This is a genomic window from uncultured Sutterella sp. (genome assembly GCF_937923675.1).
Lineage (GTDB): Bacteria > Pseudomonadota > Gammaproteobacteria > Burkholderiales > Burkholderiaceae_F > Sutterella.
In genome coordinates this window covers 44,359-69,302 of sequence record NZ_CALDXB010000084.1, presented here as the reverse complement: position 1 = coordinate 69,302, position 24,944 = coordinate 44,359, and the positions used below count along the sequence as shown (strand labels likewise).

At 60.5% G+C, this 24,944-nt stretch carries 25 protein-coding genes; 15 read left to right on the top strand and 10 right to left on the bottom strand.

The features are described from left to right. Positions 1–19: 19 nt before the first annotated feature. Genes pgsA through Q0106_RS10110 form a run of 3 tightly spaced genes read right to left on the bottom strand, consistent with a single transcriptional unit; the run spans position 20 to position 3,072 of the window. Positions 20–664 (bottom strand): CDP-diacylglycerol--glycerol-3-phosphate 3-phosphatidyltransferase, encoded by a 645-nt coding sequence (gene pgsA, locus Q0106_RS10120; protein ID WP_297612383.1) that lies wholly within the window; start codon positions 662–664, stop codon positions 20–22. 14 nt (positions 665–678) lie between these two features. Next, positions 679–2,649, bottom strand: coding sequence for an excinuclease ABC subunit UvrC (uvrC, locus tag Q0106_RS10115; protein ID WP_297612380.1), 1,971 nt, complete (start codon positions 2,647–2,649; stop codon positions 679–681). Positions 2,650–2,670: 21 nt separating this feature from the next. Next, positions 2,671–3,072, bottom strand: coding sequence for a hypothetical protein (locus tag Q0106_RS10110; RefSeq protein WP_152158117.1), 402 nt, complete (start codon positions 3,070–3,072; stop codon positions 2,671–2,673). A gap of 347 nt (positions 3,073–3,419) precedes the next feature. Here Q0106_RS10110 and ccmA point away from each other — a divergent pair, with 347 nt between their 5' ends. The 9 genes from ccmA (at position 3,420) to ccmI (ending at position 11,020) form a co-directional block, all read left to right on the top strand. Beyond that, positions 3,420–4,139 carry a cytochrome c biogenesis heme-transporting ATPase CcmA gene (gene ccmA, locus Q0106_RS10105; RefSeq protein ID WP_297612377.1) on the top strand — a complete coding sequence of 240 codons (720 nt, stop codon included), beginning with the start codon at positions 3,420–3,422 and terminating at the stop codon, positions 4,137–4,139. 18 nt (positions 4,140–4,157) lie between these two features. Continuing rightward, complete coding sequence (gene ccmB / locus Q0106_RS10100; RefSeq protein ID WP_152158115.1) at positions 4,158–4,826, top strand: heme exporter protein CcmB; 669 nt, start codon at positions 4,158–4,160, stop codon at positions 4,824–4,826. Between the two features lie 63 nt (positions 4,827–4,889). Then, complete coding sequence (locus Q0106_RS10095) at positions 4,890–5,618, top strand: heme ABC transporter permease (RefSeq protein WP_139687615.1); 729 nt, start codon at positions 4,890–4,892, stop codon at positions 5,616–5,618. Next, positions 5,615–5,803 (top strand): heme exporter protein CcmD, encoded by a 189-nt coding sequence (gene ccmD, locus Q0106_RS10090; protein WP_152158114.1) that lies wholly within the window; start codon positions 5,615–5,617, stop codon positions 5,801–5,803. The genes Q0106_RS10095 and ccmD overlap by 4 nt, the downstream gene beginning before the upstream one ends. Before the next feature lie 30 nt (positions 5,804–5,833). Continuing rightward, complete coding sequence (gene ccmE / locus Q0106_RS10085; RefSeq protein ID WP_297612373.1) at positions 5,834–6,340, top strand: cytochrome c maturation protein CcmE; 507 nt, start codon at positions 5,834–5,836, stop codon at positions 6,338–6,340. 306 nt (positions 6,341–6,646) lie between these two features. Beyond that, a complete protein-coding gene (locus Q0106_RS10080) occupies positions 6,647–8,629 on the top strand; it encodes a heme lyase CcmF/NrfE family subunit (protein ID WP_297612371.1) in 1,983 nt (660 codons plus the stop codon). Positions 8,630–8,649: 20 nt separating this feature from the next. Continuing rightward, positions 8,650–9,189, top strand: a complete 540-nt coding sequence (locus Q0106_RS10075) for a DsbE family thiol:disulfide interchange protein (protein WP_139687611.1) — start codon at positions 8,650–8,652, stop codon at positions 9,187–9,189. Then, positions 9,189–9,674 carry a cytochrome c-type biogenesis protein gene (locus Q0106_RS10070; protein WP_193222582.1) on the top strand — a complete coding sequence of 162 codons (486 nt, stop codon included), beginning with the start codon at positions 9,189–9,191 and terminating at the stop codon, positions 9,672–9,674. Before Q0106_RS10075 ends, Q0106_RS10070 begins: the two co-directional genes overlap by 1 nt. A gap of 5 nt (positions 9,675–9,679) precedes the next feature. Then, complete coding sequence (gene ccmI, locus Q0106_RS10065; protein ID WP_297612367.1) at positions 9,680–11,020, top strand: c-type cytochrome biogenesis protein CcmI; 1,341 nt, start codon at positions 9,680–9,682, stop codon at positions 11,018–11,020. Positions 11,021–11,120: 100 nt separating this feature from the next. Here the strand turns inward: ccmI and Q0106_RS10060 are convergent, their stop codons facing one another. The 3 genes from Q0106_RS10060 to Q0106_RS10050 are packed head-to-tail and all read right to left on the bottom strand — an operon-like array spanning position 11,121 to position 14,015. Then, positions 11,121–12,188: an aldo/keto reductase gene (locus Q0106_RS10060; RefSeq protein WP_297612365.1), complete on the bottom strand. Its 1,068-nt coding sequence runs from the start codon at positions 12,186–12,188 to the stop codon at positions 11,121–11,123. Next, positions 12,185–12,568 carry a TIGR04076 family protein gene (locus Q0106_RS10055; RefSeq protein ID WP_297612363.1) on the bottom strand — a complete coding sequence of 128 codons (384 nt, stop codon included), beginning with the start codon at positions 12,566–12,568 and terminating at the stop codon, positions 12,185–12,187. The genes Q0106_RS10060 and Q0106_RS10055 overlap by 4 nt, the downstream gene beginning before the upstream one ends. A gap of 22 nt (positions 12,569–12,590) precedes the next feature. Continuing rightward, entirely contained in the window at positions 12,591–14,015 is a 1,425-nt protein-coding gene (locus Q0106_RS10050; RefSeq protein ID WP_297612360.1) for a Na+/H+ antiporter NhaC family protein, read from the bottom strand. 774 nt (positions 14,016–14,789) lie between these two features. Between Q0106_RS10050 and Q0106_RS10045 the strand changes: the two genes are divergently transcribed. From Q0106_RS10045 to Q0106_RS10035, 3 genes are all read left to right on the top strand, one after another. Further along, positions 14,790–15,581 (top strand): DUF3100 domain-containing protein, encoded by a 792-nt coding sequence (locus Q0106_RS10045; protein WP_297612357.1) that lies wholly within the window; start codon positions 14,790–14,792, stop codon positions 15,579–15,581. A gap of 48 nt (positions 15,582–15,629) precedes the next feature. Then, entirely contained in the window at positions 15,630–16,094 is a 465-nt protein-coding gene (locus Q0106_RS10040) for a hypothetical protein (RefSeq protein ID WP_139687604.1), read from the top strand. Positions 16,095–16,222: 128 nt separating this feature from the next. Then, positions 16,223–17,539: an amidohydrolase gene (locus Q0106_RS10035; protein ID WP_152158379.1), complete on the top strand. Its 1,317-nt coding sequence runs from the start codon at positions 16,223–16,225 to the stop codon at positions 17,537–17,539. Between the two features lie 203 nt (positions 17,540–17,742). Here Q0106_RS10035 and Q0106_RS10030 read toward each other — a convergent pair whose 3' ends face one another. Next, a complete protein-coding gene (locus Q0106_RS10030; protein WP_297612352.1) occupies positions 17,743–18,147 on the bottom strand; it encodes a helix-turn-helix domain-containing protein in 405 nt (134 codons plus the stop codon). Positions 18,148–18,364: 217 nt separating this feature from the next. On the opposite strand from Q0106_RS10030, the gene Q0106_RS10025 reads away from it, so the two are divergent. The 3 genes from Q0106_RS10025 to Q0106_RS10015 all read left to right on the top strand — a co-directional run bounded on the left by Q0106_RS10025 (position 18,365) and on the right by Q0106_RS10015 (position 20,872). Further along, positions 18,365–18,856: an SRPBCC domain-containing protein gene (locus tag Q0106_RS10025; protein WP_297612349.1), complete on the top strand. Its 492-nt coding sequence runs from the start codon at positions 18,365–18,367 to the stop codon at positions 18,854–18,856. 41 nt (positions 18,857–18,897) lie between these two features. Continuing rightward, positions 18,898–19,587, top strand: a complete 690-nt coding sequence (locus Q0106_RS10020; protein ID WP_297612346.1) for a type 1 glutamine amidotransferase domain-containing protein — start codon at positions 18,898–18,900, stop codon at positions 19,585–19,587. 523 nt (positions 19,588–20,110) lie between these two features. After that, the gene (locus tag Q0106_RS10015) at positions 20,111–20,872 is read left to right on the top strand and encodes a basic amino acid ABC transporter substrate-binding protein (protein ID WP_297612343.1); all 762 of its coding nucleotides are present in this window, start codon (positions 20,111–20,113) and stop codon (positions 20,870–20,872) included. Between the two features lie 115 nt (positions 20,873–20,987). Here the strand turns inward: Q0106_RS10015 and Q0106_RS10010 are convergent, their stop codons facing one another. From Q0106_RS10010 to Q0106_RS10000, 3 genes are all read right to left on the bottom strand, one after another. Then, entirely contained in the window at positions 20,988–22,724 is a 1,737-nt protein-coding gene (locus tag Q0106_RS10010) for a C69 family dipeptidase (protein ID WP_297612340.1), read from the bottom strand. A gap of 140 nt (positions 22,725–22,864) precedes the next feature. Further along, entirely contained in the window at positions 22,865–23,749 is an 885-nt protein-coding gene (locus tag Q0106_RS10005; protein WP_297612337.1) for a DMT family transporter, read from the bottom strand. A gap of 137 nt (positions 23,750–23,886) precedes the next feature. After that, a complete protein-coding gene (locus Q0106_RS10000) occupies positions 23,887–24,855 on the bottom strand; it encodes a folate-binding protein (RefSeq protein WP_297612334.1) in 969 nt (322 codons plus the stop codon). Between the last annotated feature and the right edge of the window lie 89 nt (positions 24,856–24,944).

Below are 24,944 nucleotides of genomic sequence, written 5' to 3'. Positions count from 1 at the left end.
GGAATGCGCTTTTTTCAAGCTAGGATCCCTGGCTCTGCGCCTGAGCCTTCTGTGCTCTCAGTGCGGCGCGCTGGGCGCGGGCTTCCTCAAAGAAGGGCGCGGCGGCGCGCAGGTAAACGTACATCGAATAAATGGTGAGTACGGCGGCGATGATGATGAGCCATTCGCCGATGAGCGCGACGGGAATGCCGAGGAACGGATCAAACCAGAGAAGGCACGGAATGGCCGTCATCTGCGCGATGGTTTTGAATTTGCCGTACCAGTTCACCTTGACGCGGCCTGATTCGCCGATCTTGGCCATCCATTCGCGGATGCCGGTTACGGTGATTTCGCGGCCGATGATGATCATGGCGATCGCCATGTCGCAGCGGTCAAGCCCCACGAGGGCAACGAGAGCCGCCGCAACGAGAAGCTTGTCGGCAATGGGATCGAGGAAGGCCCCCATGCGCGTGGCCCAGCCCTCGTAGCGGCGGGCAAGGAAGCCGTCGAGCGCGTCCGTGACGGCGGCGACGACGAAGACCACGCAGGCGATGATGTTCTGCAGATGAACCGGAACGAGGGAGTCCGGGAGATAGAAGATTCCGATTACGACCGGGATGAGTGCTATTCGGATCCAGGTGAGCACCATCGGCACGTTGAGTTTGAAAGGGGGCTTGAGCTTCATCGGGCAAGAAAAATTTAGGAGGCGGTCTCTCCGCCGGCGTCAATCGGCTGCAGATGCAGTTGTGCGTAGATTTTGGATGCGAGCGCGCGGGATATGCCCGGCACCTGCGCGATGTCCTCGGCCGAAGCGTTCTTGAGCTGCTTCATGCCGCCGAAATGCGAAAGTAGTTTAGCGCGGCGCTTCGGGCCGATACCCTCGAAATCCTCAAGTTTCGAGGCATTGCGCGTCTTTGCTCTTTTGGCACGCATGCCGGTAATGGCGAATCGATGGGCTTCGTCGCGGATTTCCGCCGTTAGCATTAGTGCTTTTGACATGAGGCCCAGTGTGAGCGGTTCGCGACGCTCGCCGTCGATAAGCGGGAAGACGAGGGTCTCGAGACCCGTCTTTCGTCCTTCGCCCTTGGCGACGCCCACGATGACGGACGGGTCAAGTCCGAATTCCGCAAAAACCTCGCGCGCCATTTCTACCTGCCCCTTGCCGCCGTCGATGAGAACGAGGGTCGGGAGCTCGGCCTCTCCGCGGGCGACGGGCGCATAGCGCCGCTCGAGCGCCTGCTTCATGGCGCCGTAGTCGTCGCCGGGTTCGATGCCGGTAATGTTGAAGCGCCGGTAGAGCGAACTCTGCATGCGGCCCTCGCGGAAGACGACGCAGGAAGCCTGGGTCGCTTCGCCCTGGGTATGCGAAATATCGAAGCATTCGGCGGAAAAATCCATCGGATCGCCGCTCGGGGGGTCGAACCCGGGCCCGAGGATTTCAATAAGCTCCTTGAGGCGCGCGAGCTGGGTGCCTTCTTCCTGAAGGTGCCTCATGAGGGCGATCTCTGCGCCCTGAACGCACATTTCCAGCCACCGGCGGCGCGTTTCCTGCGGTTCCGTCACGACGGGAACGCGGCGGTGCGCGAGTTCGGAGAGAAGCTCCGAGAGGCGCTTCGGGAGTTCCGGATCCGAAGGATCGGGCTCGATGATGAGAAGCGCCGGGATCGGCAGATCCGCATAATGCTGGCTCACGAAGGCTTCGATCAGCTCTCCCTTCGAGGGGAAGGCGCCGTCTTCGCGCGTGCCGATTTTCGGGAAGATCGCCCGGTCGCCGAGGTGCCGGCCGCCCCGCACCATGGCGAGGTTGATGGCGGCTGCGCCGTCGCGCACGGCCGCAGCCGCAATGTCGGCGTCGATGTCGCCGCCCGTGGTTTCAATCGCCTGCTGGTGGCGCATCTGGGTAAGCGAGGCAATGCGGTCGCGCAATTTCGCCGCCTCTTCAAATTCCCAGGCCTCAGAAGCCGCCCACATGCGCTTTTCGAGCTCGTCCAAAACTTCGCGGGAATGCCCGAGAAGGAAATCCTCGGCGCGCCGGCAGTCCGCCCGGTAGTCTTCCACCGAAATGCGGCCGCAGCAGGGGGCCGAGCATCGGCCGATCTGCCCGAGAAGGCACGGCCTCTGGCGGTTCCTGAAGCCCGACTCCTCGCAGGTGCGAAGGAGAAACGCCTTCTGCAGCATTTCGATGGCCGTGCGTGCGGCGCTTGAGCTCGGGTAGGGACCGAAGAAGCGGGATTTGCGGTCGACGCCCCCGCGGTAGTAGGAGAGCCTCGGGAACTCCTCGCCGCCGATCCGGATGTAGGGGTAGCTCGCATCGTCGCGCAGACGGATGTTGTAGCGCGGATGAAGCGTTTTGATGAGGTTGTTTTCGAGCAGAAGCGCTTCGGCTTCCGAACGGGTCACTGTCGTTTCGAGGCGCGCAATCTTCGCCACCATCAGCGCAATGCGGGGCGAAAGCCCCGTGCGCCTGAAGTAGGACGAAACGCGGTTCCTGAGGTCGCGCGCCTTGCCGACATAGAGGCACGAGCCGTCCTTCGCAAAATAGCGGTAGCACCCCGGGAGATGCGGAAGCGTGCGGACTTCGGCCGCGGCGTCGAAGACGGGTTCCGGGACGGAGGCGGAATCGCCTTCGTCCGCGGGCTTCTCCGGAAGCGGCAGATCTTCAGAAGACATCAGCTGTTGCAGGAAAACGGATCAGCGCTTCTTCTTTTCGTCTTCGTCCTCAAGATCGAAGTGGAGCTTGATCGGCTGGTATTCGCGGTCAACCTTTTCGGGAGCGGAGCAGCGGAACTCAAGCCAGGCCTCGGCGGGCGTGCCGTCGGCGCCGGCAGCGGAGCTCGACCCCGTCTGAGGCATCATGCCCATGCCGCGTTCGCCGCAGAAGGCCTGAGCGCGCTCGTAAATGTAGTCGGCAATGCCGGTGGAGGATTCGTAGCCTGGAAACGATGCGGTAATGCGCCAGATGCTCCCGACGACCGGAACGATATCAATCTTGCGGTTGGCAAAGTTCTGGTGCTCTTCATTAACAGCGGCGCACCCGGAAAGGATGCCGGCAGAAAGCGAGAGAAGAAGAGCGGAGCGAAGGAAAGTGCGCATTTTTTGAATACGTGGCGGCCGCAGAACGGGGATCTCAGGAGATCCCGTCCGATCGGCATGATGAACGTGGAGCGGAACATTATAAAAGGCCCGCTCCCCGTACTTAAGAAAAGCTTCGGGAAAGTCCCCGAAAGACACAAAAATTTCTCAATGATTTCAATAGATAAGATGCAATGGAGAGTGTATCGATCTGTAAGCCTTTCTTAATTTACTCTCCCTAAACTGCCTCGCAATAATCCCGAAGAGGTCCGCGGAGGCGACTTGCCCCAAACGGATCTTCCCGGAATGAAAACTTTCTTTCGAATCGCCGGAAGCCCGGACCAGGGTTTCCGGCCGACAGAGGATCCATGACCCAGCCCATTCTTGAAGTCCGCGGCCTCACCTGTGAACGCGGCGAACGCACGCTCTTTCAGGGGATGTCGTTTGCTGTTGAAGCCGGTTCGCTCGTGCGCATTGCCGGCAGCAACGGCGCCGGCAAGACGACGCTCCTCAGGCTGATGACCGGACTCATGCGCCCCGTCGAGGGCGAGATCCTCTGGCGCGGCACGCCGATTCTCAAGGCGGCTCAGGATTTCTGGCGCGAGCTCTGCTACATCGGCCACAGAAATGGCGTGAAGGACGATCTTTCCGTCATTGAGAACGTCCTCATCAATGCGCGCGTGGCGTCGCTCAAGGCGACGCGCGAGGATGCCCGCAGGGCGCTCGCTGCAGTGGGTCTCGCTGAATACGAGGATGTTCCGGCCGGGCAGCTCTCGCAGGGGCAGCGCAGGCGCGTTGCGCTCGCGCGCCTCTGGCTCTCCGAATCCGTCGTCCTCTGGGTGCTCGACGAACCCTTTACCGCGCTCGACGTGAAGGCTGTTGCCCGTCTCTCGGACCTCATTTCGAAGCACGTGCGCGAAGGCGGCGTCGTGATGCTCGTCACGCACCAGGAAGTGCCCGTCGACAAGTCGCAGCTCCACATTGTCGAGCCCGAACGCTGGGCGCCCCGCCGCCGTTCCGCCGTTGAGCGCGCCATGGACGATGCGGCTGCCGCGGAAGCGGAAAACGCCATGAATGCCAGGGCCTGAACGCGGGAGGAATGAATCATGCTTAATCTCTTCCTCACGATTCTTCGCCGCGACCTCACGCTGTCGCTGCGCAGAAAGTCTGATCTCGCTCAGGTGATCTTCTTCTTTGCCGTCGTCGTGACCCTCGTTCCGCTCGGGGTCGGCGCTGAAACCAACATCCTTCGCGCCATTGCCCCCGGCGTTGTCTGGGTGGCGGCGCTTCTTGCTGCGCTCCTCTCGCTCCCGAGAATGTTCGCGACGGACCATGAGGACGGCACGCTCGAGCAGATGCTCGTCGCTGCCGAGCCCCTTCCCGTCATCGTCATTGCCAAGGTGGCGGCCCACTGGCTCGTCACGGGCGTTCCGATGACGATCTTCGCCACGATTTTCGGCGTCATGTTCGACCTTGAGCTCGACGTGACGGTCGTCATGGTCGGCAGCCTCCTTCTCGGCACCCCGGTCCTCTCGCTCGTGGGCGGCGTTGGCGCGGCGCTCACGCTCGGGCTTCGCGCCGGAGGCGTCCTCACGTCGCTTCTCGTTCTTCCGCTCTATATTCCTGTTCTGATTTTCGGCGCCGGCGCCGCGCAGGCGGTTTCGATGAGCCTCTCGCCCTCGTCGCACTTCATGATCGTGGGCGGCCTCGCGCTCTTCTCGCTTGCGCTCGCCCCGATGGCGGTCGCCGCCGCGCTCCGGATTGCAGAGCAGTAAGTTTGTGAGAGACAACAATCCCATCCCCAAAGAATTTCCCCAGTCGCAGGAGATAAAGGTCAAATGGCAAGTGAAGCAACATTAGAAGGCTTCTACCGCAAGGCAGGACGCTTCATCCCATGGTGCATGGGCGCGGCGCTCGTGCTCTTCATCATCGGTTTCTACCTCGGGTTCTTCGTGTGCCCGATTGAAGCCCGTCAGGGAAATTCGTACCGCATCATCTTCATCCACATCCCGGCCGCCTGGCTCTCGATGTCGCTCTACCTCCTGATGGCGGTCTGCAGCATCGTGGGGCTCCTCAAGCAGTCGCGGCTCGCCTTCATCCTGGCTCAGGCCATGGCGCCCACCGGTGCGCTCATGGGCTTCATCGCGCTCTTTTCGGGCGCCTTCTGGGGGCGTCCGACCTGGGGCACCTACTGGGTCTGGGATGCGCGCCTCACGTCGATGCTGATTCTCTTCTTCCTCTACCTCGGCTTCATTGCGCTGCATGCCGCGATTGACGACAAGCGCCGCGCCGACCAGGCAGCATCGGTGATTTCGATTGTGGGCGCCGTCAACGTGCCGATCATCTATTTCTCCGTGCGCTGGTGGAATACCCTTCACCAGGGCGCTTCGATCACCTCGCGCGGCTCCTCGATTGCCGACGTGATGCTCTACACCATTTTCATCATGCTTGCGGCCGGCACCATCTACGGCGTTGCCGTTGTGCTCTCCCGCGCCCGCACCATGATTCTTGAACGCGAACGCCGCAGCGACTGGGCGCAGAAGGCGGCTCTGGAGGGAAAGCTATGAGCAACTGGAATTCCTTTGCCGATTTCATTCACATGAATGGACACGGCTACTACGTCTGGTGCGCATACGGCGCCTTCACGGCCGGCGTGATCTACGAGCTCTGGTCGCTCATCACGCGCCGCCGCGCCATCTGCCGCCGGATCATGCGCGAAGCGCGCGCGGCGGAAATCACGCTTGAAAAATAAGAGACCCCCGAGCAAGTAAAGGAGATCAGCATGAATTCAAAGACCAAGAAGCTCGCACTGATCGGCGCTGCCGTGGTGGTTCTCGCCGCCGGCATCTTCATGGCGCTGCAGGCCTTCAATGAAAACCTCGTTTTCTTCTTCTCGCCCACTCAGGTAGCGGCGAAGGAAGCGCCGGTCGGACGCACGTTCCGCTTGGGCGGCGTGGTTGAGGGCGGTTCGGTTGCGCGCGAAAAGGACGGCGTTACGGTGAACTTCCGGATTACGGATACGGCAAAGAGCGTGAACGTGCAGTACACGGGCATTCTTCCCGACCTTTTTGCGGAAAACCAGGGCGTGGTTGCTCAGGGCAAATTGAACGAACAGGGCATTTTCGTCGCGAGCGAGGTGCTCGCCAAGCATGACGAAAACTACATGCCGCCTGAAGCCGCCAAGGCCCTTGAGGACGCTCACAAGGCCGGCGTGAAGAAGGCTCACGACAAGGCTGCGCACGACGCGGCGATTGCGCGCGGCGATCCGATGCCGGCCAATCACCCGTAATGCACTGAAAAACCCTAAAAAAGAATCAGGGGGCCAAGTTTTCAGAAGACGCAAATGCTTCAGCTCCAGTCGCTCGGAAGACGGCGCTGAAGCACGTCATCAGAAAATCCCCCAAAGGCTTTTCTTCGTAATGATGCTCTGCGCTTAAGTACGCATCTGCGCCCCGTCAGACCAGCGATTCGTTCGCGGTCCCGGGGCGGATGCGCCTCAGGCGGCAGAACCTGAAGAAGAGAGGCTCACCACCCGGGCGGGAAGGGTTCCAGGAGGAATTCTCCCCAAACGGATTTTCATCAACGGAGAATACAAGTGATTCCTGAGATCGGACACTTCGCATTGATCCTGTGCCTTGCGCTCAGCATCGTGCAGGGCGTGCTGCCGCTTATCGGCGCCGCCCGCGGGAACGGCGCGCTCATGGCCGTAGCGAGGCCCGCTGCAGCTGCAAACGCGCTCTTCGGCACGATTGCCTTTGCCTGCCTTGCATATTCCTTCTATCTTTCGGACTTTACGGTCCTCAACGTCGCCAACAACTCCAACTCGATGCTGCCCTGGTACTACAAGGTGGCTGCAAGCTGGGGTTCGCACGAGGGCTCGATCCTCTTCTGGACAGTGACGCTCGGCTGGTGGGGCGCCGCGGTTGCCTTCTCGGCAAAGCGCCTTCCTGAAGACATGGTGGCCCGCGTGACGGGCGTCATGGGTTTGGTCGGCATGGGGTTCCTCCTCTTCATGCTCTTCACGTCGAACCCGTTCCTGCGCATCTTCCCGGCGCCCGCTGAAGGCGCGGACCTGAATCCGCTCCTGCAGGACCCCGGGATGGTCTTCCATCCGCCGCTTCTCTATCTCGGCTACGTCGGATTCTCCGTTCCCTTCGCCTTTGCCATCGCGGCGCTCCTTTCAGGACGCCTTGACGCGGCCTGGGCCCGCTGGATGCGCCCCTGGACCACGGCCGCGTGGATTCTCCTCACGCTCGGCATTGCGCTCGGCTCCTACTGGGCCTACTACGAACTCGGCTGGGGCGGCTGGTGGTTCTGGGATCCGGTTGAGAATTCGTCCTTCATGCCCTGGCTTACCGGCACGGCGCTGATTCACTCGCTCGCTGTCACGGAAAAGCGCGGGTGCTTCCGCATCTGGACGGTGCTTCTCGCGATCCTCACCTTCTCGCTTTCGCTTCTCGGCACCTTCCTCGTCCGCTCGGGCGTCCTCACGTCGGTCCATGCCTTCGCAACCGATCCGGAACGCGGCCTCTTCATCCTCGCCTTCCTCATCGTCGTGATTGGCCTTTCCTTCCTCCTCTTCGCATGGCGCGCGCCGTCGGTGGGGCTTGGCGGGAACTTCGCGATGATTTCGCGCGAGTCGATGCTCCTCGTCAACAACGTTCTGCTCGTTGTCGCGATGGGCGCCGTGCTCCTCGGCACTCTCTATCCGCTCTTCCTCGATGCGCTCAATGCCGGCAAGATCTCGGTCGGGCCTCCGTACTTTGACGCCGTCTTCGGTCCCCTGATGCTTCCGATGGTCTTCCTCATGGCGGTCGGCCCGCTCGCGCGCTGGAAGGATGCCAACCCGGTTCAGCTCGCCCGCCGTCTTGCCTGGTGCTTCATCGGCGCCATCATCATCGGTGCGGCCATTCCGCTCCTCATGGGCGCCTGGAGCAACTGGGTCTTCACGGGGTGCGCGCTCGCTGCCTTCGTGGTTCTCGGCGAAATCGAGGATCTGCGCGGAGCGCTTCGCTTTGCGCCTGAAGGAACGGGCTTCCTCGGACGGCTCCTGCGTCAGCCGCGCGCCTACTGGGGCATGCTTCTCGCTCACTTCGGCGTTGCCGTCTTCATCATCGGCGTGGCGCTCGTGAAGGGCTATCAGGCTGAACGCGACGTGCGCATGTTCGAGGGCGACACGGTCTCGGTTGCCGGCTACACCTTCGTCTTCAACGGCGTCTCGAGCGCCCGCGGCGCCAACTTCACGGCCGACCGCGGCGACTTCACGCTCCTCAGGGACGGCAAGGAACTGCAGCACCTCTATCCTGAAAAGCGCAAGTACTTCAGCTCCAATTCGATGCCGATGACGGAAGCCGCCATCCGCCATTCGATCACGGGCGACGTCTACGTGAGCCTCGGCGTGCCGAGTTCTGACGGCGGCTGGGTTGTCCGCGTCTATTCGAAGCCCTACGTCACCTGGATCTGGTTCGGCTGCATCTTCATGAGCATCGGCGGCCTGATTGCTGCCTCCGACCGCCGCTACCGCCGCCGCAAGGAAAAGGCTGAGAGCGCCGGCAAGCCCGCCATTCAGGCAGCCTGATCAAAAGGGAGATTACGCAAATGATGAAAGCAAAATTCCTCATTCCTTTCGCGATCTTTGTGGTTCTTGCGGGGTTCCTCTTCAAGGGCCTCTATCTTGATCCGCGCATGCTCCCGTCGGTCCTCATCAATAAGCCGCTTCCGGCTTTCGAGATGTCGACCCTTTATGATCCCGCGGTCAAGTTCAAAACCGAAGACATGAAGGGCAAGGTCTGGATGCTCAACGTCTGGGCGAGCTGGTGCCTTCCCTGCAAGGAGGAGCACCCCTATCTCGTGGGTCTGAAGCGCACGGGCCTCAAGACCCCGATCGTGGGCTTCCTCTACAAGGACTCCGTCGGCGCCGGCCGTCAGGTTCTTGAAGACACGGGCAATCCCTACGACGTCGTGATCTTCGAAGAGAAGAACAAGATCGGCATCGATCTCGGCGTTACGGGCGTGCCGGAAACCTTCGTGATCGACAAGAAGGGCGTCATCCGCGCCAAGGTGAGCTATCCGATCCTCGACGACCTCTGGCATCAGCAGGTCAAGCCCCTTCTGGATCAGCTGGAGGCCGAAAAATGATGAAGAACCTTTTGGCTCCGCTCCTCTGCGCGCTCCTGCTTGCCGGCCCCGTGATTGAGGGAACGGCGGAAGCGCGCGAAGCCGCTCCCACGGCCTTCGACCCGGTTGCGCACAAGCGCGTCGTTGAAGTGTCCGAGCAGCTCCGCTGCCTCGTTTGCCAGAACCAGTCGATTGCCGACTCGAACGCCGAGCTTGCGGTGGACCTCCGCAATCAGGTGATCGAGCAGGTGAAGGCCGGCAAGACCAACCAGGAAATCGTCGACTACATGGTCGAACGCTACGGCGACTTCGTGCTCTACAGGCCGCCCTTCAAGCTCTCCACGGCGATTCTCTGGCTCGGGCCCGTCTGCCTCTTCCTCGTGGGCATCATCGCCTTCTACATCAATCTGCGCCGCAGAAAGCGCCTCGTGAATGAGGCGACGAAGCCCCTTTCCGCTCAGGAAAAGGCGCTTGCCGATGAACTGCTTCGCGGCAGCAAGGAGTAAGGGAAGTGACGACATTCATCATTCTCTGTACCGTGATGGCGCTCATCGCCGTCGCTGCAGTGTGCCTTCCCCTTTGGTTCGGCGGGCGCTCGCGCTCCGACTCAGACCGCCGCGCGCAGGTTCTCGCGATTCTGCAGCAGCAGTCTCAGGACCTCGAAGCCGAGAAGGCTGCCGGTCATATTGATCAGGACGAATACGAGGAATCGCGCCTCGAACTTGAGCGCCGCGTGCTCGAGGAAACGAAGCATGAGGAGGAGGTGCGCTCCGGCAAGTCCTCCCGCATGCCCCGCATTCTCGCCGTCATTCTCTTTGTCGTGATTCCGTGCGCAACGGTTCTCGGCTACTACGCGCTCGGCCGCTATACCGCGATGGACCCGCAGTTCATCGCCATGATGGAGGCTCAGCAGCCGGGCAGCCGCGGTCACTCGCAGCGCGACATGCAGAAGATGCTCGACGACCTGAAGGCCAACCTCGAGAAGGATCCCCGGAACGCCAACGGCTGGTTCATGCTCGCGCGCACCGCGGCCTCGATGAACCGCTTCGACGAATCGGTGGAAGCCTTCAAGCGCCTGAATGCCCTCGTGCCGAACAACGCCGACATTCTGGCCGACATGGCCGACATGATGGCTGCTGCGAACGGGAAGGTCATTACGCCTGATGTCGAAAAGGTCCTGCAGAAGGCTCTTTCGATTGACCCGACGCAGTGGAAGGCGCTCGCGCTCCTCGCCATTCACGCCTGGGACCGCGAACACTATGCTCAGGCTGCGGACTACTGGGAGCGGCTCCTCAAGTCTGTTCCTAGCGACTTCCCCGATCGCGAGCAGATTCAGGCGAACATCAATGAAGCGAAGCGCCTGGGCGGCGTGAACGACTCGATCTCGGCCGTTTCGCCGACTGCTTCCCAGAGAAACGCCGCGGACGGCGCGAAGGCTGAGGAAGCCTCGCCCGCCAATGAGCTCTCGAAGACCGCTCCCGCCACGGCTTCTCCCTCGCAGCTTCATGCCGTTGCCGGCACGGTGATCCTCGACGACAAGATGAAGGCGCTTGCCTCGCCCGAAGATACGGTCTTCATCTATGCGCGTCCGGCCACCGGCAGCAAGATGCCCGTTGCGTTCACGAAGGTGAAGGTGAAGGATCTTCCCTACAACTTCGAACTCAACGAAACCATGCGCATGGCGATGGGCGCTGAGACGCTCGCTAGCACCAAGACGGTCATCGTCGGCGCCCGCATTTCGAAGACCGGGAACTTCATGCCCCAGGCTGGAGATCTCGAAGGCGAAATGCCTCAGCCCGTCGAAGTGGGCGACCGCGGTCTGGTGGTGACGATTACGACGGAACGGAAGTAACCGGTCGTTCGCCCTTCATCCCGCAAAACAGCAAAAAGCCCGCAGCTTTCGAACTGCGGGCTTTTTGCGTGATGGCTCTTCGGATAAAGAACGCCGGCGATTACTTCCCGGTAACGCTGTCCATCAGGTTCATGCGCATGATGTTGCGGTGCTTGCCGCCCGGCTCGCGCTCGGCGTCGAAGCAGTCGCCGGCGATCTGCGGGAACTTCCGCACGAACTGGTCGAGTTCGCTGCGGGCGTCCGCGGAAAGCTCGCGTCCGGCGAGTGTGAGCGTATCGGCGACGTGTCTTGAGCTCCGGGTGCCGACCACGGCCGCCGCGACCTGCGGTTCGCCGAGAATGTAGAGGGTCGAGAGCGCGGCGATCGAGAGGCCGGTTTCCTCCTTCATGCGGGAAAGGATTCTGAGAAGCTCCTGGTAGCCATCCCAGCCGAGCGTATCCTCAATGACGAGGAGATATTTGACGAGCGAGCGGTTTTCAAGCTTCGTGATGTCGGGCTGCGGGACGCCGAGCCATTTTTCGCTCAGGAAGCCTCCCGCCACCGTGCCGTAGCAGATGAGCTTCACGCCCGTTTCCCGGCAAAGCGGAACGAGCGCTTTTTCCGGGCGGCGATCGAGAAGCGAGTACTGACACTGGTTGGTGACGACCGGGATGCCTGCGTCGACAAGACGGCGAAGATTTTCGGCATTGAAGTTCGTCGTCGAAATCGCGCGGATCAATCCCTTTTCCTGGAGTTCCACGAGATATCCGGCGGTATCGACCATCCCCGGGACTTCATAATCCCACCAGTGGAACTGAACCATGTCGAGGCGCTCCACGCCGAGGCGGGATAGCGAGCGCGTGATGATGCGCTCGACATAGGCGCGGTCGATGTGCGCGAGATCCTTGAGGTCGGGGACGAACTTGGTATGAATCCTCGGAAGGCTCAGACCGGCTGCACGGCGGGAGCGAATGATCCGGCCGTAGAATTCCTCGACGCCCGTATAGATATCCGCACAGTCGAAGGTGTCGAATCCGTGGTCGAGAAGCGTTTCGAAGGCTTTTTCCGCATCGGAATAGTCGAGCGCTTTTTCAAGCGCATGCCCGGTTGCAAGCTGCCAGCCGCCGTTGATGACGCGGGCGCAGGAATAGTCGGGCAGAAGTGGATAGCGGGCAATGGTTGCGGTCACTTGGAATTCTCCTCAGTGCTGAAATTCGTTTTGGTTTCGCTCTCGAGCGGCACGACCGTGCAGTCGCCGTGACGGAAGATGCGCCTGGCCGTGCGCGTGATTCTGAAGCGCGCGCCGCAGTTGGGATCCGGGCAGGCGATGAGCGCGTCCGTCGTCATCCAGTCTGCCGACGCGGTCGACCTTTCCTTGGCGGGCAGAAGCGGCAGGAGCGCCGCCATCGCGTAGAGCGAGAAGCGGCCGCCCTCCGGAAAAATCAGGTCTTCGCCTTCAACGCGAAAGCCCTGGTCCGAATGGTGTCGGCAGACGAAATTGCCGCCTTCGACCGTGACCTTCAGGTCGTAAAGTTCAAATTCGTCTGGTGCGAGTTCTTTGGAAGACATGCTGTTTGGTGTTTCCTGCGGGTTACGGATTTGTCTCTTTCGCCTCTGCCTTCGGGCGGCCGATGCCGGTGACGATCGAAAGCGTGAAGACCACGAAGAGCGCAACCGGATAATAGGTCGCCGTCATGAGCGTGAAGGGCGTGAGAGAGGCGTCCCCGAGGCTCGAGGCGGCTGAGAGCGTAATGAGCGAAAAGGCCGAGAAGGGAAGAATAACAGGGAGGCTGTTCGCGAACCCGGCGAGAAGGTAGGCGCGGCGATAGGGGTCGATGCGGTCGCGGAGCAGCCTGTCGGCGAGCTGGCCCGCAAGCGCCACGGCAACGCTCGTGACGGCTGCGAGCGCGGCGGAGATGAGCACCGTCACCACCGCGAGGAGCGTCTCGGCGCTTCTCGGGGAAGCGGCTTCACGGCCGAGGAATTTTTCAGCAGCATCAGCGAGCCCCGTGCGGTGGATGACGCCCGTAAATCCGAAGAGCGCGAGGCACATCAGCATGATCCCCGAAACATTGGCGATGCCGCCGGTAATGACGCCCGAAATGGCTCCGTCCTTTACGGACACGATCTGTGCGGGCGTGAGGATTCCGGTAATGAGTCCGAGGACGAGTCCGGTCACCGTCGCGAGCGTGACGGCGTGAAGCGCGTCCTTCGAGCGGATGGCGACATAGATGAGGAGCGCGACCGGAATGATCATCACGAGGCTCATGAGGTTTGCGTCTTCAAAAACCTCAACGCCTTGAGCGCTCCCGGCGGAGCCCAGGAAGTAGAAGGGAAGCGTAATGATGAGCGCCGCCATGGCGAAGGGGAATCGCGTGCGGACGACTTCGCCGAGATCAATGGGGCGCCCCGCATTGTCCGACTGTGTCATGGCCGAAATAATCGCCACGTCCGAGACCGGAGCGAGGTTGTCGCCGAAGATGGCGCCCGAAAGAATCGCGCCCGCGAGCATCGGCACGTCGCAGCCGAGCGCCGCGCCGAAGGGGAGGAAGATGGGCGAAGCGGCGAGAATCGTAGAGATGGAGCTCCCTGTTGCGGTGGCGAGCACGGCGCAGATCAGGAAGACCGCCGGCGTGAGAAAGGGCGTCCCGGCAATGGCGCCGCCCGTCAGAAGAGCAAGCGCCTGCGCGAGTCCCGCCGCCTTCATCATGGCAGAGAAGACGCCGGCCGCCATGAGAAGCAGAAGCACGGTGGCCGTCAATTCCGATGCGGCGCCAGCGAGCACGGCCTTCCAGTAGGCCCTGGGACTACGCGTGAGGAGCGCGCCGCTCACGAGCGCGGCGAGCCCCGCGCCCGCAAGCGCCATGAGGTCGAAGACCTTCAGGAAGACGAAGAGATAGACGGACGCGGCCGCGAAGAGGAGAAAGGGGATGAGGAGCGTGGCGGGACCGAAAAAGAAGGGGATGGTCTCAGTTCGGGAGTCCGGCATGACCTTGGAAGCGTCTTGGCTCGTCATTTTGAAGGGTCCTTATCGATGGGCGAATGATTGGAGACTTGAGATCCGAAACTTTTCGCGGGCTCCAGAAATGCAAAAACCCGCTTTCGGGCGGGTTTCGATGAGATTGAAGGCCTTGAAGCCAAGGCTTTCTAAACTTTTTCCGTGCGCATGACCGCGCTACCCGCCTTGATTTTCAGACGGGCGCCACCAATAGTTGGAATAGGACGCGTGGGGAAAAAAGATGTTCTGCATAGTGCTTTTCATCCTAAACGGGCGCGGAGCGTTTCGCCATGAGCGAAGCCGCCTCCGAGTTTTGATCAAGCTCAATGCTCGGCACCTGAAGTCCCGCGGCATCGGCGCTCCCGATGGGTTTGTGTGAGTAATTAGAACATGCGCAGTTCTGCTTATTCACACTTAGCGGCAGGCGTGCTATGTTTTCTCACATGCGTTTTGAGAAAAGACGCAAACCCCATTTTTCGATATTCAGGCAAAGGGAAAGCAATGACCGCCGCAGTACTTCAGTTCCAGAACTTCATCCGCTGCGATGAAGCCCTCTGGCGCGCGCGTCAAACCTCCTTCTCCTCTACATCCTCCTCTTGCTCTCCTTCAACAGGGAGAAAGCTCATTCGCCTCGCAGATGCACGTTCAGGAGGATTCAGGCGGGATAGAACCTGAAACCGAAAGACAGATTCAAGAACGGGAGCACCTCAGAGGCTGAGGCGCTCCCGTTTCCATTCTGATTCCATAAATTCAAACCCCTGGCAAAAGCATTCAACCCATCCGGGAGACATCATGGATCTCATCCGCAACTACAAAATTCACCTTCTCGCACTCATCATCGTGCTGGTATCAGAGTGGATCGGCATATTGAAGTTCGGACTCGTCGTGCTTCTGCCGCTCCTTTATGCGCTCGTGCTCGGCGCCGTGGCGAGCTTCCCGCGGTGGAACTTCATCAAGCTCCCGGAAATGAACCGCGCGGGCAAGATGCTCTCGATCGGCGTGCTGATCCTCATCACGAAGATCGGCCTCGACATCGGCCCCAACATCAGCATGATCATGGATTCAGGGCTTGCCCTCATCATGCAGGAGTTCGGGCACTTCTTCGGCACGCTCATCTTCGGTCTTCCGGTTGCGCTCCTTCTCGGCATGAAGCGCGAGGCGATCGGCGCCTGCTACTCGATTGACCGCGAGGCGAACGTCGCCATTATTGCCGAGCGCTTCGGCCTCGATTCTGCAGAAGGCCGCGGCGTCATGGGCATGTATGTCTGCGGCACGGTCTTCGGCGCTCTCTGGGTGTCGCTCCTCGCGGGCATCATCGCTCAGCTCGGCATCTTCCACCCGCATTCGCTCGCCATGGGCGCGGGCATCGGCAGCGCCTCCATGATGGCCGCTTCGATGAGCTCGATCATCGCGGTCCATCCGGAGTGGGAGGAAACGGTGCGCGCCTACGCGGCAGCCGCGAACCTCCTCACCTCGGTCCTCGGCATCTACTTCTCGCTCTTCATCTCTCTCCCGGTCACGATCAAGGTCTATGAGTTCTTCACCCGCGACAAGGGCGGCAGCAAGGCAGCCAGGGCGGCCTGATCCACGGGAACAAGCACTTATCAACAGAATTCAGCGAGATTGAAAAAAATGAAAAAGATTCTCAACGAGATGTACGACGTCCTCTTCATTCTGCTCGTGACGGGGTTCTATACCTGGATCGCCAACATGCAGACGGGGGATCCCGCGCTGGGCGGCAGCGCCATCGGTGCCCTGATTCTTGTCGCGATTACTGCGGCCGGCGTCTTTATTTCGCATCTTCCGGTCTTCAACCGCCTCCCGATGGTCTTCTGGGTGTCGATTCTTGCCGTGGTGCTTTCGCTCCCGCAGTTCCCGGGAAGCGACGTGCTCCTTTCCTACACGAAGCAGATCGGGTTCCTGCCGATCACGACGGTGGTGCTTGCCTACTGCGGCCTCTCGCTCGGCAAGGACATGGAAGGCTTCAAGCGCCTCTCGTGGCGCATCGTTCCGGTGGCGCTTGCCGTTGCCGCCGGCAGCTTCATCTGCGCGACGGCGCTTGCTGAAGTGATGCTCCACCTTGAAGGCATCTTCTAACAGAAAAGAAACAGTTTTTTAGAGCGCGGGGCATCAAGCATGTCCCGCGCGTACGATTCAAGTACATGGAATAAAGCCCGGAGCAGACAGGATCCCGCTCCGGACATGACAACAAAAGGAGTCCAGCCATGGACAAGGAACAACTGAAGAAGCGCGTCTGCGAAGCCATCCGCAAGAATTTTGCCGAAACCCAGGCGCTCGGCCACTCCATCTTTGCCGAACCCGAACTCGGCTTCAAGGAAGTGAAGACGTCGGCCAAGGTGAAGGCTGCCTTTGACGCGCTCGGCATCGCGCATGAGGACGGCTGGGGCCACACGGGCGTGAAGGCGCGCCTCAAGGGCGCGAATTCCGCGAGAACCATTGCGCTCCTGGGCGAACTCGACGCCATCGTCTGCAGAAAGCATGAGGCGAGCGACCCGGTCACGGGCGCCGCGCACTGCTGCGGCCACAACGTGCAGATCGCAAACGTGCTCGCCGTTGCCCGCGCGCTCAAAGAAACGGGCGCGATGGAACTCCTCGGAGGCGACGTCGTCTTCTTTGCGGTTCCTGCCGAAGAGTATGTTGAGATCGACTACCGCAGCGGCCTCAGAAAGGAAGGGAAGCTCCGGTTCCTGGGCGGCAAGCAGCAGATCATCGCCGAGGGGGGCTTTGACGACATCGACCTCGCCATGATGATGCACGTGAGCTCGACCAAGAACCCCAACGGCGACTTCACGGTCGGCGCCTCGTCGAACGGCTTTGTGGGCAAGCTCATCGAATACCACGGCCGCGCCGCGCATGCCGCCGGCTGCCCCGAGGAAGGCATCAACGCGCTCAACGCCGCCATGCTCGGCGTCATGGGCGTTAATGCCATCCGCGAAACCTTCCGCGACAGCGACTGCGTGCGCTTCCACCCGATCATCAATGCGGGCGGCGACCTCGTGAACGTGATTCCCGATTACGTCAAGATGGAAAGCTACTGCCGTGCCGCCAATGTTGAAGCGCTCGCGCACTACAACAGCGCCATCAACCGGGCGCTTCGCGCGGGCGGCGCCGCGCTCGGCGCCGAATGCGTGATTTCGGATCTGCCGGGGTACCTGCCGCTCCGTCCGGAACCGCACTTCCGCGATGTGCTCCGCGCCAATGCCCATGAGATCTTCGGCGACGCCAATACGGTCGAGGGCGAGCACTCCGCGGGCTCGACCGACATGGGCGACGTTTCGCACCTGATGCCGGTCGTGCACCCCTGGGTGGGCTGCGTCTCCGGCACGCTCCACGGCGCTGACTACAAGGTCTTCGACGAAGAGACGGCCTACGTGAAGTCGCCCGAGGTGCTCGCGATGACGATCATCGATCTCCTCTGGGACGGCGCTGAGGCGGCCGACATCATCTGCCGCGAATTCAAGCCCGTCTTCACGAAGGAAACCTACGTGAAGTTCCTTGAGGATCTGACGAGCGGGAAGTAAGGGATCGCTGAAGAACTTACTTCAAGTGCCGATACTCCTGAAGGCGACTGAGATGCAGTCTTAGTCGCTTTTCAGGAGTTATTTTTTCGCAGGTTCCGACGCTTGCTGGCGAAAGGCTTTAGTGAGTGAGAAGAATACGCACCGATGATTCGGAAAGCCTGCAGCACGCTTCCCGGTGAGCGGAATCTCCGCCAGATCCAATCTCACTCTTGGTCAGACGCCCCGGAGCGGAGTTTGCCTGAAGGAGTTTCATGCGGGCAGCACGTTCCGCCGAGAAGGGCAATGTTGTTTTTAGCGGCGTAATTTTTCGAGAACTCGCATAAATCGGCCAATGCCCGGCACAGTTCCTGCTGATCGGGAGCCAAAGCGTATTCAATGTGCAGTGGTTTGGCGGAGACGATGGTGCGCGACAAGATGCCGTCGGCTTCCAGATCGTTGAGCTGCGTGGCGAGCATTTTTTCCGAGATGTCGGGCATGGCGCGCCTTAAGGACGAAAATCGAGTGGCGCCCTCGAGAATATGCCAGAGAATCCGAAGCTTCCATTTACCGCCGAGCAAATCCATCGCCAGAAGCAAAGCACAAGAATAAGAAGACTGAAGTTTTGGCACAACCTTTCTCCATACCTTTCGGCATACCGAATCGCCGCTGATTTTACTGATTCCGCTCGAGAAAAATGCTTGCCGGCTCGAGGTCAAAAAAAGATGTACTAACGAATCGGTAAGTGACTGAGAGGTTTGTAAGTTATTGATATCAAATTAAAAACCACTTATTCTTCGTCTTCTGATAATTCCTGACTTCATGCAGGTTTATTTTTTAGGAGACAAAATGGAATCGATTCGCTGGCCGGAAGACTATCTTCCCGGAATGACCGACAACTTCGCATCCAACGAGGTGATCGTGCAGGGCTTAAGCGTTGAGGACGTTTGGGCGCTGCTCGTCAATCCGCACCGCTGGCCCGAATACTATGCAAATGCATCCGATATTCGGTTCAGCAATGACGATTTGAAGGAAGGCGACGTTTTCTTTTTCCGCACTTTCGGTTTCCCCGTGGATGCAAAAGTCACGGAATGCGTGCCGCCCGGGCGCGAAGCATGCGCCCGTCTTGCCTGGCACGGCTGGTGCGGCCAGGGGAAGGATCGACTTGACGTCATTCATGCGTGGCTCATTGAAGAACTCCCGCACAATCGCGTACGCATATTGACGCAGGAAAGCCAGAAGGGAGAGCCCGCCAAAGTACTGGCGAAAACGCATCCCAATCCCATGGTGGCCGGCCATCAGGATTGGCTCGAAGGCATTGTGCGCGCCTTAAGGAAATGAGTCTTCGGACGACGTCTTAATAAATAACGAAATACAAAATCATGAACACGGTTTCTATTCTCATCATTGCCACTGCGCATGCACTTCTCGGCGGCACCAGCGCGCAAACCGGGCTTTGGCTTGAAGAACTCACCACGCCTTATTACGCTTTTGCCGATCAAGGCGCCAGCATCACCATTGCGACTTTGCCCGGCGGCCAGATTCCGATTGATCCGCATTCCTTAGCCGAAGCAGGAAAGAACCCCCCGACGGTTGAACGCTACCTCAAGGACGCAGATCTGCAGTCAAAGCTTAAAGAGAGCCGCCGGCTTGGGGACTTGGCGTACAAGGATTACCAGGCAATCTTTATCCCGGGCGGGCACGGCGCAATGTGGGACCTGGCGTCGAGTGAGGCATTGGGCAAGTTCTTGTCGGATGCGTGGAAGGGCGGTGCCGTTATCGGATCGGTGTGTCACGGGCCGGCCGCATTTTCACTTGCCGTAAAGGAGGATGGCCGCGCTCTTGTGAGCGGCTTGCACGTTACAGGATTCAGCAATTCTGAAGAAGAGAAGATGAAATTGACCCGGGTCGTGCCGTTCTTGTTGGAAACCAGAATGCGCGAAGCCGGCGGCATCTATGCGCAGGGACCTGATTTCGAAGCCTTTGCCGTTCGTGATGGCAGGCTCGTGACCGGGCAGAATCCGGCATCTTCTCAAAGAGTTGCTGAATTGATGCTTGAGGCTCTCAGATAGGAAAGAGCGAGGGAATCTCTTCTGATTTGCATGGCGGCCATGGCGTGCGTACGTCTGCCACGGCCGACTTTCATCCGCGGATAAAACTGATACGGGAAAAAAGCTCGATTCCATCGAGAAGAACAACTCCCTGACGAGACGTTTGCCTTTGAGCGGAAAATGTGCAATATTCCTCCTTGTCCGAAGCGCCCGTGAAGGCGAGGAGGACCGGGACGGCTTCTTCAGGCCGGCTTCGGGAGAATGCTCCGCACTCGATATTCCATGTCCGAAATTAAGGTAAAGGACGGAAGGTGCCGGAAGCGCTCCGCCGCTGAGGTAACTCTCACGGCAACAATTTCACCACTGCTTTGAGGCCGCATGTGTCCGGCACTGAAGCAGACGCCAACCCCAGGAGGGTCCGGCTCAGCGAAAAATCCCCGCGGAGAGGAGGCTCAATGCCCGTTCCTCGAAGCATGTGAACGATAAAAAGAGGGATCACGTCGAGCTGCACAATCCGCTTCATAAATACATGAGGCCCTCTGAAATGGCTATTTCCAAGAAGTTTGCTGCGGCCGCCGCAGCTGCAACCCTTGTCTTCTCCTTTGCTGCTGAGGCAGCGCCGACGCTTCGCGTGGGCTCCCTCACGGTCTATCCGCCTTTTGAATATCTTGATTCCAAGACCGGACAGTACGAAGGCTTTGACATGGATCTGATCCGTGAAATCGGCAGGCGCAACGACATCGACATCCGCATCGTCTCGATGTCGCTCGACGGTCTTGTTCCGGCGCTGATTTCCGGCAACATCGACTGCGCGGTTTCCGCGCTCACGATCACTCCGGAACGCTCCGAAAAGGTCGACTTCACGAAGCCCTACATGAATGCAGGCCTCACGGTGATGACGACGAAGGACAACGCCCCGCAGATCAAGAGCCTCAAGGATCTTGAAAACAAAACCCTCTGCGCCGAAATCGGCTCCTCTGGCGCGCTCATGATGAAGCGCATTCCGGGAACCACCATCCGCACCTTCAATTCGGCGGCGGACGCGTTCCTTGAGCTCAATAAGGGCGGCTGCTACGCGATGCTCAACGACGGCCCCGTCAACAAGTACTTCTTGAAGCAGAAGGCTTCCCAGAGCATGAAGCTCGTCGCGCTCGACTTTGTTGTTTCTGATGACCTCTACGGCATGGCTGTGCAGAAGGGCAACAAGAAGCTCCTCAACCTTCTCGATTCGACGCTCGACGCCATGCGCGCCGACGGGTCGTATCAGAAGATCTACGACAAGTGGTTCGGCACCGAAGCCAAGTGATCGCAGAGGATCGCCTGTCCATTCCGGATTGAATGAAAAGAAGCCCGCAGACATCCTTTCGGACCTGCGGGCTTCTTTTTGATGAGCGCTCCGGAAGGAGCGCTCAAATATTCAATTAAGCCTTGAAGCGGACGAGCGCCATGGCGACGAAGCGCCTGTGGGCGATGTAGCCGCGGATGTAGGTGTCGGTGAGGCACCCGGCAATGCCGAAGCGCGCGACGTCGAAAGCCCGGAAGGTGGCGACGAGATCGTCGCCGCGGATCTCAACCTTGAGGGGCTTTGCGGGTTCAAGGACGGACGCCTTGGCGCCGGTGAAGCCGAGGCTCCAGAGGAGCGAACTCTGGTCGATCTCCTCAATGTCGAGTTCCGGGAAGGAGCGGATGACGACTTCGGCAGTGGCGTCAGGGTCGGTAATCGAAAGCTCCTGCGGATGCACTTCCGCGTCGACCGTGTCGAGGCAGGCGAGCAGTTCGCGAAGAAGGTCGTTGGAGCGTTCCGTCATCTCGCACGTGAAGTCGCCGAGCATCTTTTCGGCTTCCTCTGCAGGGAGCGTCTTCGCCTTCTCAACCACTTCCGCCGCAAGGGTCTTGTATTGGGCCTCGAGGCCGTCCCTTTCACGCCAGATCCCGGCCATGAGGCCGCGGTCGAAGTTGACGAGTTCGCCTAAGAGCGCGTTGAGGAAGTAGCGCTTTCCGAACGAGAAGTCGAGGTATTCGGGCTTCATCTGGAAGTGCACGCGGCGGGCTTCCTCAAGCGTCGTCCACTGGCAGTTTTCCGGAATGCGCTTCGCAAGCGGGAACCAGGGCACGTAGACCCCCGTATCCTGGTAGGACGCGCAGTGCCAGAGGATGTTGAGAATGGGCTTCTCGCCGATTTCGCAGACCCAGCTCTCGCGCGTATGCGAGCGGGAAATGTCTTCCGCGCTGATGTGGAAGGCGTCGCCCTTGCCGTCGCCGAGATTCCTGTAGGTTTCCTCGGCCGTGAGGCGAAGCACCGCCTTCACGTCGTCCGGGCTCATGAGCTTCGGCGGAACGAGGCGTTCGGGGTAGTTGAGTTCGTCCGTGTAGCGCACGCCCGTGATTTCCTGCCAGCCCGTGCGCATGCGGATCGACTTCGTGGAGGCCGTGAGGTTTTCAACTGGCTGATAGGCGCGGGAGAAGTCGAAGTCGCTGAAGTCGCCCGGGGTCTTCGGCGTGTAGCGGCCCATGCGGATGGCGTACTCGATGAGGTCGGGCGAGGCAATGACGTTTTCCTTGTCGGAAAGGTCGACCTTGCGGATCGCGAGGTAGTTGGAGATGAGAACCACCTCGTCCTCAGGGACGCGCTTCGCGACGTAGTGGTGGCCCTTCACGACGTTGAGGAGCCACGCATCGTCGCGGTCGGCAAAGGAATAGTTTCTCGCGGGGCTCCAGTAGCCGTACTTGTCGAGAAGCGAAGCTGCGATTTCCACGGCTTCGCGCGCCGTGCGGGCGCGCTCCATCACGCAGCGGCGAAGAAGGAAGCCGATGCCGCCTTCGACAAGTCCCGTTTCCTCGTCCGAGAGTTCGCCGTCAAAGGACGTGCCGCCGCTGTTGGAGCACATCACGACGCCCGCTTCGTTGGCAAGCCCCTGATCGAAGGATGAGCCCGGGGCGGGAGCGAGCATGTTGCTCCAGTAGGTGCCGAGGGTTTCGGGCGCCTGCGGAACGCGGGCGCGGCCGGGTTCGCCCTCGACGAATTCGCCGGGAGCGTGCTTCGCGCCCGGGCACCAGAACTGCTGATGCATGACGCGGCCGCCCGAATCCTCATTGTGGCCGAGGATGACGCGACCCGTGGTGGAAGCTCGCTTGCCGACGATGACGGTGGTGCACATGTGGGTTCATCTCCATGATTGAGTTGAATGGACCGAAAAAAAGCCCGCAGGCATTACGCTCTCTGCGGGCCCATTCAGTGCCTGAAATCTTAGCGCGGCGGAACGCTCCGTAAACTTCGAGAAAATACCCGCTTGCGGGATCACGCGAGGGGACTTTCGCCCCGCGCCTCCGCGCGCTTCGTCGTGATCGTGGCGGCAACGCCCGCGCAGATGATGAGCGACATGCCGATGAGGGCAAGCGTCGTCGTCGATTCGCCGAAGAGTAGCCAGCTGATGACGGCCGAGAAGGGAATTGCGGAGAAGCCGAGGCAGGAGGAAAGGAGCATGTTGCCGTAGGCGTAGGAGCGCGTCGTGCAGATCTGACCGAGCGTTGCGCAGATCCCCATGCCGATGATGGCGATCACGGAATTCATGCCCGGCACGTGGAGCCCGCCCTCGACGAGGTAGGCGCCGACGAGGCCGAAGATCGTGCCGCAGCAGGTGAAGTAGAAGACGATTCGCCAGGAGGGTTCCTTGAGGCGCCCGAGCTCCTTCATCTGCCAGTAGATGACGAGGTCGAGGAGCGCTACGGAGAGGCAGATGAGCGCCGGGATGAGCTCATCCGACGAGAAGCTCGGCTGCAGCACGATGGCGATGCCGGCGAACCCCACGATGATCGCGAGTGCAAGGGCCCAGGGCGCCCGCTGGTGCTTCATCATCGCGAGGACGATGAAGTTCACCGCCATGAAGAGCGGCGTCGTGTAGATGAGCGTCATGTTCGTGCCGAAGGGGAGAAGTCCCAGGGTGTAGAACCAGAGCGCAATCGAAATGGTGCCGAGGATCGAACGGCGCAGATTTCCCATCAGATAGGGCGTTTTAAGCGAGAGGTTGTTGCGCTTCACGTAGAGGCCGATCGTGATGACGCCGAAGAGCGAACGGTAGAAGACCATCTCGAGCGTGCCCAGTTCGCCGCTCGAAAGCTTCACGAAGGCCGCCATGAAGGAAAAGCAGAGGGCTGCGCAGAGCGCCCAGAGGGATTGCTTCATCAATTTCAAAAACTCCGACAGTGTCGGCCTGCGTGCGGGGAAAAAGCGGCCGAAGAGCGGTGTGGGAGCTTAACAGCCCGAAGCGGCGCGCTTCAAGCGAAGTGCGCCGCATGCGGGAAAGCTCGGAGACGATTCCGTCAGGCTTCTTCCGTGAGGACGTTGCGGATGCGGTAGGGAAGCGGCACGTTCGCGAGTTTGGCGCCGTCGGGTGCGAGCGAAACGCCCTTTTCGATCGCCGTGAGCGTGGCGGAATAGAGAATCAGGGCTTCATTTCCGATGCGGGATGAAAGGATGACGGATCCCGCTTCGTCGCCATCGGAATAAACCGGCGCGCCGGGGAGCACGTCTTCCGCTGCGGCAATGCGCCCGATCGCGGCGCGGCGGTTGGTTTCGCCGATATGCTGCACGCGCGAGACGACTTCCTGGCCGGGGTAGCAGCCCTTCTTAAAGGAGACGCCGCCCACGAGCTCGAGGTTGACTGCCTGCGGAACAAAGCGTTCGCGCGTCTCGGGAAGAATCTGCGGGACGCCTGCGGCAATGACCGCAGCGGTGCGCCAGGCGTCGGGCGCGGGCTTGAAGGGGAATTCCGTCCCGGCGGGAAAGAGCGCGAGCGTTCTCGAGCCGCCTGCGCAGAAGCCTTCAATTCCTTCGGACGGAGGAAGGCCGAGGAGCGTCGCGCCGCCCTCCGCCCTCACTTCGCCGGGTGCGGGAATGGAAAGTCCCATTTCAGCGGCAGCCTTTTCGCCGGCCTTCCCGACGAAAACGAGCGTCTGCGGAGCCGGATCGAGCGGCGTGAAGACGACCTTCGCGCGGAGCACGTACATGCGGATCCGCTTCAGAAACCCTTCGGCCATGGACGCAGGGAGCGCGAGCATGACGTCGTCGCCCTCCATCCAGACGCGCATGAGGGCAAGGAGACGTCCCTTGGGGGAGCAGTACCCCGCGAGCGTCGTGCGGCTGCCGAGGTTCTCGACGGCCTGAGTGAACTGGCCATGAAGAAAATGAACGGCATCGGCGCCCGAAACGCGGATGAGGGAAATGCCGCCGGCGTGCATGACGCCGGGAAGAGGAGAGAGGCTTTCGGCCGAAGCGGTGAAGCTCTGCATGATTCCTTCCAGACAAAAGAGAAACGATTCATCGAACCGCGTCTGCGGCTCGTTTTCGGAAGAATAGACGCCCGGCGGGCTTCTGTGTG